The 8659-nt window shown below is 65.6% G+C and carries 9 protein-coding genes; 6 read left to right on the top strand and 3 right to left on the bottom strand.

Annotated features, from left to right (window positions below; translation table 11 throughout):
- Positions 1-119: 119 nt before the first annotated feature.
- Positions 120-1205: an SDR family NAD(P)-dependent oxidoreductase gene (locus AX681_RS07890; protein ID WP_066659057.1), complete on the bottom strand. Its 1086-nt coding sequence runs from the start codon at positions 1203-1205 to the stop codon at positions 120-122.
- Positions 1202-2311, bottom strand: a complete 1110-nt coding sequence (locus AX681_RS07885) for an NAD-dependent epimerase/dehydratase family protein (protein WP_066659061.1) — start codon at positions 2309-2311, stop codon at positions 1202-1204. Before AX681_RS07885 ends, AX681_RS07890 begins: the two co-directional genes overlap by 4 nt.
- A gap of 256 nt (positions 2312-2567) precedes the next feature.
- Here AX681_RS07885 and AX681_RS07880 point away from each other — a divergent pair, with 256 nt between their 5' ends.
- The 4 genes from AX681_RS07880 to AX681_RS07865 are packed head-to-tail and all read left to right on the top strand — an operon-like array spanning position 2568 to position 6068.
- On the top strand, positions 2568-3146 hold the full coding sequence (locus AX681_RS07880) for a histidine phosphatase family protein (protein ID WP_231733703.1): 579 nt from the start codon (positions 2568-2570) through the stop codon (positions 3144-3146).
- The gene (locus tag AX681_RS07875; protein WP_066659065.1) at positions 3143-3949 is read left to right on the top strand and encodes a TIGR04290 family methyltransferase; all 807 of its coding nucleotides are present in this window, start codon (positions 3143-3145) and stop codon (positions 3947-3949) included. The genes AX681_RS07880 and AX681_RS07875 overlap by 4 nt, the downstream gene beginning before the upstream one ends.
- The gene (locus AX681_RS07870) at positions 3946-4956 is read left to right on the top strand and encodes a glycosyl hydrolase (protein ID WP_066659067.1); all 1011 of its coding nucleotides are present in this window, start codon (positions 3946-3948) and stop codon (positions 4954-4956) included. The genes AX681_RS07875 and AX681_RS07870 overlap by 4 nt, the downstream gene beginning before the upstream one ends.
- Positions 4956-6068, top strand: a complete 1113-nt coding sequence (locus tag AX681_RS07865; RefSeq protein WP_066659069.1) for an inositol-3-phosphate synthase — start codon at positions 4956-4958, stop codon at positions 6066-6068. Before AX681_RS07870 ends, AX681_RS07865 begins: the two co-directional genes overlap by 1 nt.
- Here AX681_RS07865 and AX681_RS07860 read toward each other — a convergent pair.
- Positions 6065-6625: a DUF1003 domain-containing protein gene (locus AX681_RS07860; RefSeq protein WP_231733704.1), complete on the bottom strand. Its 561-nt coding sequence runs from the start codon at positions 6623-6625 to the stop codon at positions 6065-6067. The two genes, AX681_RS07865 and AX681_RS07860, sit on opposite strands and share 4 nt — an antisense overlap.
- A gap of 11 nt (positions 6626-6636) precedes the next feature.
- Between AX681_RS07860 and AX681_RS07855 the strand changes: the two genes are divergently transcribed.
- A complete protein-coding gene (locus AX681_RS07855; protein ID WP_197421869.1) occupies positions 6637-7608 on the top strand; it encodes an MDR/zinc-dependent alcohol dehydrogenase-like family protein in 972 nt (323 codons plus the stop codon).
- The gene (locus tag AX681_RS07850) at positions 7605-8579 is read left to right on the top strand and encodes a Gfo/Idh/MocA family protein (RefSeq protein WP_066659071.1); all 975 of its coding nucleotides are present in this window, start codon (positions 7605-7607) and stop codon (positions 8577-8579) included. Before AX681_RS07855 ends, AX681_RS07850 begins: the two co-directional genes overlap by 4 nt.
- The last annotated feature ends 80 nt before the right edge of the window (positions 8580-8659 follow it).

Here is an 8659-nt window from a genome sequence, read left to right as displayed (position 1 = left end):
GCTCGGGCTCGGTCCCATCACCGCCAGCACGACATCGATGCCATCCGCCCCCAGCGCCCGCGCCAGATCGACCGAATATTGCCAGACACCGCCCACGGCGTCGCAGGTCAGGACGATCCTCATGCGCCGACCGCACGCAGCGGCGGCACCGCAAAGGATCGCGGCGGGGGCAAGCGCCGTTCCTCAGCCAGCCAGCAGGCGAGCCGCGCGACGCCGATCCGCCACGGCACCTTGGCACCTAGCCCCAGCGCTTCCCGCGCCAAGCGCGTATCGGCGACGAAATAGCGCTGGTCGCCGGGGCGCCAATCGGACTCGACGATCTGCACGGGAGTTCCGGTCAGTTCGCCGATATGCGCGATCAGCATGCGCAGGCTGATGGCGTTCGCGGGGCCGCCCCCCAGATTGAAGGCACGCCCCGCTGCCGTGTCGATGTTGCGCCACGCAGCCAGATAGGCCTCGACCGCATTCTGCACGTCGAGCACGTCGCGCACCTGCTGCCCGTCGCCGTACAGCGTGATCGGCCTGCCCTCGAGCGCGCGGATCAGGAAATGGGCGACCCAGCCCTGATCCTCGGTTCCCATCTGGCGCTCGCCATAGATGCAGCTCATCCGCAGCACGGCGGCGGGCACGCCGAAGCTGCGCGCATGGTCGAGCACATATTGATCGGCGGCCCCCTTGGAACAGCCATAGGGGGTGTGGAAATCGAGCGGCCGGCGCTCATCGACGCCATGTGCGCGGATCGCCGGATCGACCGGGACATAGCCCTCCTCCCCCAGCCGCAGCTCGAGATCGCCCAGATCGCCATAGACCTTGTTCGTCGATGCGAAGATCACCGGCGGCGGGGTCTCGCAGCCATGCGCCGCCTCCAGCACATTGAAGGTGCCGAGAAGGTTGATCTCCATGTCCTCGCGCGGGCGGTCCAGACTGGTCGTCACCGCGACCTGCGCCGCAAGGTGGAAGACGGCGCTGGACGTTTGAACGGCTTCGCGCAGCAACGCCGCATCGCGGATATCGGCAACGACCGGATGGATGCGCCCACGATGGCGCGCTTGCAGCCAATCCAGGTTCGCCCCGACGCCGGGTCGCGCGAGAGAGTCATACACCAGTACGTCATGCCCCGCCGCCGCCAGCCGATCGGCAAGATTCGACCCGATGAACCCTGCTCCACCGGTCACGAGGATCGGGCGGTGCTGGCGCGCGCTCATGCGACCAGCCCGCGTGCTTCGAGTTCGGCGCGCGCCTGGCCGACGCGATCGTGCGCCGTCTGTTGCCGCACCCATTCGGCGAGTTCGGCAAGGCCGGTCTCGAAATCCTGCTCCGCCGCGAAGTCCAGCGTCTCGCGCGCCTGCGTCGTGTCGCAGAAACAGTGGCGGATATCGCCGATCCGCGCCTTGCCGAGGATTTCAGGCTCGCAATCGTTGCGACCCATTGCGCGGGCCAGCGCCTGAGCGACCTCCGTCACCGACCGGTCCCGACCCGACCCGATGTTGAACGTGCCACCCGCCGCCTGCGGCAGCACCAGTGCGTCGGCAAAGGCACGCGCCACATCGCTGACATGAACGAAGTCGCGCCGCTGCTCGCCATCCTCGAAAATCATCGGCCGCTCGCCGTTCAACAGTCGCGAGGCGAAGATCGCGAGCACGCCGGTATAGGGGTTGGATAACGCCTGGCCCGGGCCATAGACGTTGAACAGCCGCAGGCACACGCTCTCGATCCCATAGGGAGCCGCCATGATGTGGGTGGTGCGCTCCTGCACATATTTGTTGAGCGCGTAGATCGACGCGAGGCTGGGGCGCTTCCACTCCGGTGTCGGCAGCGGGTCGAGCGCGGCGCCCGCGGCATCGGTCGGGTTCCACACCCGCTGTCCGTCGCGCACGATGCCACGCTCGGCGTCTTCGACCAATCGGCCGTCCCGCGCCCGGTACAGGCCTTCGCCATAGATGCTCATCGAGGAGGCGGTGACCACGCGCCGAACCGGGTGGTCGATCAGCCGTTCGAACAGTACGGCGGTGCCGACGTCATTGGCGGAGGTATAGCGCTCCACCTCATACATTGACTGGCCGACACCGACCTCGGCGGCGAGATGTATGACGCTGTCGATCCCCTTGAGCGCTTCCGCGACCGCTTCGCCATCGCGGATGTCGGCGCGCACCACCTCGACCGCATCGTCGAGCGCCGGCTCCGCGCCGCCATGCACCTGCTCGAGAAAGCAATCGAGCACACGCACCCGGTGCCCGCGCCGCAGCAGCTCCGCCGTAACGGCGCGACCGATAAAGCCGGCGCCCCCGGTGACCAATACATGTTCGCCCATGCGATGCGCTCCGCCCCAGTCTAGAGGTACTAATTTACATCAGTCTTAATCGCGGACCAGCCGCGATAAATAAACATAACACCTTCTTCTTCTTCAGGTTCCGGAGTATAGTTCGAATTGATCAATGTTATTCCACGCCCTTGATTGATAATAACTTAGATCAGGAGGAACTATTACGCTGCGATAATAGTTACCCAGCATCTATGTTGTTCCTTTCTCCCCACCCCCTGCTGTAATGGCGGCCAGAGTTTACCTCGTGCGCCATTGCGCGCATGCCGATGTCGGGCGGGTGCTCAGCGGCCGCTGCTCCGGTACGCCCCTCAACGCCGAGGGGCGGGCGCATGCGCGCTGGCTGGCGGGCCGGTTTGCGCGCGGAGAGCCGATCGCGGCGATCCATTCGAGTCCGCGCCTGCGCACCCGCGAGACGGCAGCGGCGATTGCCGAGCGGTTGAAGTTACCCGTGACGCAGGTCGACGCGCTGGACGAGATCGATTTTGGGGGTTGGACCGGCCGCAGCTTTGCAGAGCTGGACTCAGATCCCGCTTGGCACCACTGGAATGCCGCGCGCGCCATCGCTCAGACGCCTGGCGGCGAGACGATGCGACAAGCTGTCATGCGCGCAATGGCGCATCTTGATCGGATCGCCGCGCAGGATTGGGGCGGCGCGGTGCTGTGCGTCACCCATTGCGACATCATCCGCGGGATCGTTGCGCACATCCTTGGCCTCACCCTCGACCGGCTGCTGTCGTTCGACATCGACCCTGGATCGATCAGCTCCCTGCTGCTCGGCGAACGGGAGCGGCGCGTGCTGACGCTCAACTGGAGAAGCGAATGACCATCGCCAAGGCCAACATCGCCCCCCATCGCGGAGACCTAAAGGCACGAATCGATGCGCTCGGCCCGTGGTTCCAGAACATCCGGATCGACGGCGTGGAGACCGCGCCCGATCATTTTCTCGGCGACTATCCGGCGTTCAAGTTCGAGCGCTTCGCCGATGCGCTGCCCGACGATCTGGGCGGTCGCTCGGTGCTTGATATCGGCTGCAATGCCGGCTTTTACAGCTTCGAGATGAAGCGGCGGGGTGCGGGTGAGGTGATCGGAATCGACACCGACGACCGCTATTTGGCGCAGGCGCGCTTCGCCGCCGAGCGGCTGGGCTTCGACGATGTCGGATTCCGCAACCTGTCGGTCTACGATGTCGGGGCGCTCGGGCGGCGGTTCGACATCGTGATCTTCATGGGCGTGCTCTATCACCTGCGGCACCCGCTACTCGCGCTCGACCTGATCCGCGAACATGTCGCCAGCGACCTCATGCTGTTCCAGACGATGCAGCAGGGGTCGGACGATGTGCTGCAGGTGCCGGAGGACCATCCCTTCCACCTCCCCGGTACGACCCGGCCCCCGACCTATTTCGACAATCCCGGCTATCCCAAGATGCACTTCATCGAGCGGCGCTTCGCCCATGACTGGAGCAACTGGTGGGCACCCAATGCGGCGTGCAGCCAGGCAATGCTGCGCGCGGCGGGCTTTTCGATCGAGGCCCATCCCGAACCCGAAGTCTATCTCTGCCGCGTCGCGGAGGTTCCCTATGCCAGCTACGGGCCCGCCGCCGTCTATCCCGCAGGAGGCGCCGCATGATCGAAGCGGCGATGATCTGGAACGAGCCCAACAACAAATCGCATTGGGACCCGGCAATCGACCCTGATTGGTCGCTGTTCGCCGATCATGTGATCCGCGCGGGCGCCGCGATCCGGGAGATTAATCCCGGCCTGCCCCGCGTGCTTGGCGGCATGTCGCCGATCGATCCGCACTGGCTTCAGCGGATGGAAGCGCATGGCGCGCTCGACGCGGTCGATGTGGTCGCGGTGCACGGCTTCCCGCTCGACTGGAATCTGTGGCCGCTCGACGCTTGGCCCGCGAAGCTTGCCGAGGTCGCAGCAGTGACCGACAAGCCGGTCTGGGTCACGGAAGTCGGCGTCAGCTCCTTCGGCGCGGAGGAAGTCCAGCTGTTCGGCCTCAAACGAACTGCGCAGCTCCTGCGCGGCCGGGCCGAGCGCATCTTCTGGTACTCGCTGTTCGACTTGCCCGAAAGCTGGGGGGCCGAAACGCGGCATCGTGAGGCGGAGGGATCGTCCTATTACCGCCACTTCCATCTCGGCCTGATCCGCGCCGATGGCACGCCCAAGCCCGCACTCGATGTCTATGCGCAGCACGCCGCCGAAATCGGGTTGATGCAGTGGTTCCACTTTCACGACCCAAGATTAGACAATGCCGTCGAGTGGATGCGGCGCCTTGGCACGCGACATGTTCGCACTGGTCTCAGCTGGGCCGACAGTTTCCGTCCGAACGCAATCGACTGGTTCGACCGCCAAATGGAGGCGCTGGCGGACTTCGACGTAACCGTCACCTTCTGCTTCACACCGGCGCATCTCGGCGTTGCGCCGCATCATACCAGCCCAGCGCGCGAGCCCCAGGCTTTTGCCGATTTCTGCGCGTGGATGATCGACCGCTATGCTCCGGGACGTAGCGGCCGCACGGTCACTGCGCCGGCACCATCGCGGGAGTTGGTCGGTGAGACACCCGAACTCTCCCCCCTCCACTTCAACCGCGACGAGCGCCTCGCCGCCGAACGGAGCGCACGCTGATGCTTTCGCCAGACCGCCACGGGATCAATGTCGCCATTATCGGCGTCGGCAATTGTGCCAGCTCGCTCGTTCAGGGCATCGCCCACTACCGCGCGGGTGCGAACGAAACGGTCGGGCTGATGCACCGGGAGATCGGCGGGTATGAGCCCAGCGACATCCGCGTCGTCGCCGCATGGGACGTCGACAGCCGCAAGGTCGGGCGCGACGTCGCCGAGGCAATCTTCGCCAAGCCCAATTGCACGACGCGCTTCTGCGAACCGGTCGAACCCAGCGGCGCGCGGGTGCAGATGGGCCGCGTACTCGACGGGGTCGCGGATCACATGGCCAACTGGCCCGAGGAGCGCAGCTTCCGCATCGCCGACGCCGTCGAACCGAGCAAGTCAGAGGTGGTCGAGACGCTGCGGGAGACGCGCGCGGATGTGCTGATGAACTATCTCCCTGTCGGATCGCAGGCGGCGAGCGAGTTCTACGCCGAATGTGCGCTGGAAGCGGGCGTGGCGTTCGTCAACAACATACCAGTGTTCATCGCGAGCGACCCCGGATGGGCGGCGCGGTTCGCGGCGGCAGGGGTGCCGCTGATCGGGGACGACATCAAGGCGCAGTTGGGGGCGACGATCGTCCACCGTGTCCTTACCGACCTGTTCCGGCGTCGCGGCGTGAAGCTCGACCGGACCTATCAGCTCAATACCGGCGGCAATACCGATTTCCTCAACATGCTCGAGCGCTCGCGGCTCGCGTCGAAGAAGGAGTCGAAGACCGAAGCGGTGCAGTCGGTCGCGCAGCACCGGCTCGCTGACGAGAATATCCATGTCGGCCCCTCCGACTATGTCGCGTGGCAGAATGACAACAAGGTCTGCTTCCTGCGGATGGAGGGGCAGCTGTTCGGTGGGGTACCGATGAACCTCGAACTGCGCCTGTCGGTGGAGGACAGCCCGAACAGTGCCGGGGTGGCGATCGACATGATCCGCTGCGCCAAACTGGCGAGAGATCGCGGGCTGGGAGGACCAATCCTTCCGGCCTCCGCCTGGTTCTGCAAGCACCCACCCGAGCAGATGACCGACGACGACGCCCATGCCGCGCTCGAAGCGTTCATTGCCGAGCCACAGCGTTAATGTGCGACCTTCACATCCGGCGCATCGATCGCGTCAAGCACTTCGGTCGGCTGCACATGTTTGTGCACCTCTCCCAGCTCGAGATCCTCGATGGGCACATCGAGCCGCTGCGCGATCCGCTCGACCAGCCGCGACAGCTTGGTCAGCTCATGCTCGGCGAGGAGATTGACGTGGAGATCGAGCGCAGCGCGACGGTCGGCGGCAGCGGCCATGCGGTTCTGGGTGATCAGCACGAAGGTCGAGAGGAAGATCGCCTCGACCGACGCTTCCATCGCCAGCATCACGAAGGTCGGATCGAAGCGCGGCAGCAGCGGCAACCAGCCCAGATTGATCGCAATCCACAATCCATAGCCGACGAGGTGCGCCGCGACGAAGGTCATCGATCCGGCAAAGTCGGTGATGCGCTCCGCGATCCGGTCGCTCACCGGCGCACCGCGATGCTCGGCCCTTTCGCGCGCGCTGAGCGCCGCGATGTTGTCACGCAGCGTCTGCGACATGTGCGGCGTGCGAGTCATGTGAAGCCGTGTCGCAAACGCGCGCGCGCGCCGCATCAACATGGATTGGTCGCATGACCGGCCAGACGATGCGCGCCGCGGTGCTAACCGGGCCGGGGGAGATCCGGGTCGAACGGGTGCCGCTCCCCAACGCTGGACGAGGGGAAGTCCGCATCCGGCTGCAGGGTTGCGGCGTGTGCGCCTCCAACCTCGAGCCCTGGGCCGGGCAATCGTGGAGCAGCTACCCAGGGGCGCCCGGCGGTCTCGGCCACGAAGGCTGGGGCACAGTTGATGCCTTGGGCGACGGGGTTACCGGTCTCGCCACCGGCGATCGCGTCGCAACTTTGTCCTGTCTCAGCTTTGCCGAATATGATGTCGCGCCCGCCGACCGGGTGGTGAAGCTGCCCGATGCCCTCGCGGCCATGCCGTTTCCGGGCGAGCCGCTGGGCTGTGCGTTCAACATCTTTCACCGCAGCGACATTCGGCCCGGGCAGACCGTGGCGATCATTGGCATCGGCTTTCTCGGCGCGGTCCTGACGCAACTCGCCAGCGAGGCCGGAGCGCGCGTGATCGCGATCTCGCGGCGGCAAGAATCGCTCGACCTCGCGCGCTATTATGGTGCCGCCGAGACGATCGCGATGGACGATCACTGGCGGATCATCGAACAAGCAAAGCGCCTGACTGACGATGCCCTGTGCGACCGCGTCATCGAGGCGGTCGGGCACCAGTGGCCGCTTGATCTCGCCACGGCGCTGACCGGGTTCGGAGGGCGGCTGATCGTCGCGGGCTATCATCAGGACGGCCCGCGCCGGGTGAATATGCAGGAGTGGAACTGGAAGGGAATCGACGTGATCAACGCGCACGAACGCGACCCGGAAATCCAGATGCGCGGGCTGCGCGCGGCGGTGGCGGCGGTGGCAAGCGGACAGCTCGACCCCTCTCGTCTCTATTCCGGCACCTACCCGCTCGAACGACTGGGCGAAGCCCTAGCCGCGACCCGCGACAAGCCGGGCGGCTTCGTCAAGGCACTGGTGAGCTTCGCATGACCCCGCGTCTGGGGTTCCTCGGCACCGGCTGGATCGGGCGGCACCGGATGGAGGCGATGATCGCGACCGGGGCCATCACGCCTGCCGCAATTTGCGACCCCGATCCCGCCTGTCGGGACAACGCGCTCGCGCTGGCACCCGATGCGCGAGTCGTCCCTGACCTCCAGGCGATGATGACTTTGGACCTCGACGGCATCGTCATCGCAACGCCAAGCGCCCTTCATGCCGAACAGAGCATCGCGGCGCTGAACGCGGGCGCTGCGGTATTCTGCCAAAAGCCGCTGGGCCGGACCGCAGCGGAGGTGCGCGCAGTAATCGCGGCGGCGCAGGCGGCGGACCGGCTGCTCGGAGTCGACCTGTCCTATCGACACACGCAGGCGACCGCTGCGATCCGCAGGTTGATCGAGAGCGGCGCGCTGGGTCAGCTATTCGCGATCGATCTGACCTTTCACAATGCTTACGGTCCCGACAAACCGTGGTTCTACGACGCGGCGCAATCGGGCGGCGGGTGCCTGATCGACCTTGGCACCCATCTCGCCGATCTGGCGCTGTGGCTGTTGGGTTTTCCGCAGGTGTCGCAGGTCCATTCACGGCTGTATGCCGCCGGCGAACCAGCGCAGTCTGGCGCGGTCGAGGACTATGCGATCGGCCAGTTCGATGCAGGGGGCGTCGCAGTGCGGCTCGCCTGCTCCTGGCGGCTGCACGCGGGACAGGACGCGGTGATTGCCGCTACGTTCCACGGCACAGGTGGCGGCGCTGCGCTCAAGAATGTCGATGGATCATTCTACGAATTTCGCGCGGAACGGTTCGACGGAACCACAAGAACCATGCTGAGTGAACCGCCCGACGCGTGGGGCGGACGCGGCGCTGCGCGCTGGGCGGGTCAGCTCGCCCAGTCCGACCGGTTCGACGCGCAGGCCGAAGACTTTTTGAAATCAGCAGAACTGATCGATCGCCTTTATCGCAGGTGAATCGACTTAAATTGCACCACTTAACCTGATCTGCCCCCCGCTGAGTGGCCCAGAGACTATGATAGTCTGGACCATGAAAG

Source organism: Sphingomonas sp. CCH9-E2 (assembly GCF_001557215.1).
Taxonomy (GTDB): domain Bacteria; phylum Pseudomonadota; class Alphaproteobacteria; order Sphingomonadales; family Sphingomonadaceae; genus Sphingomonas.
This window is presented reverse-complemented; position numbering and strand designations above follow the sequence as displayed.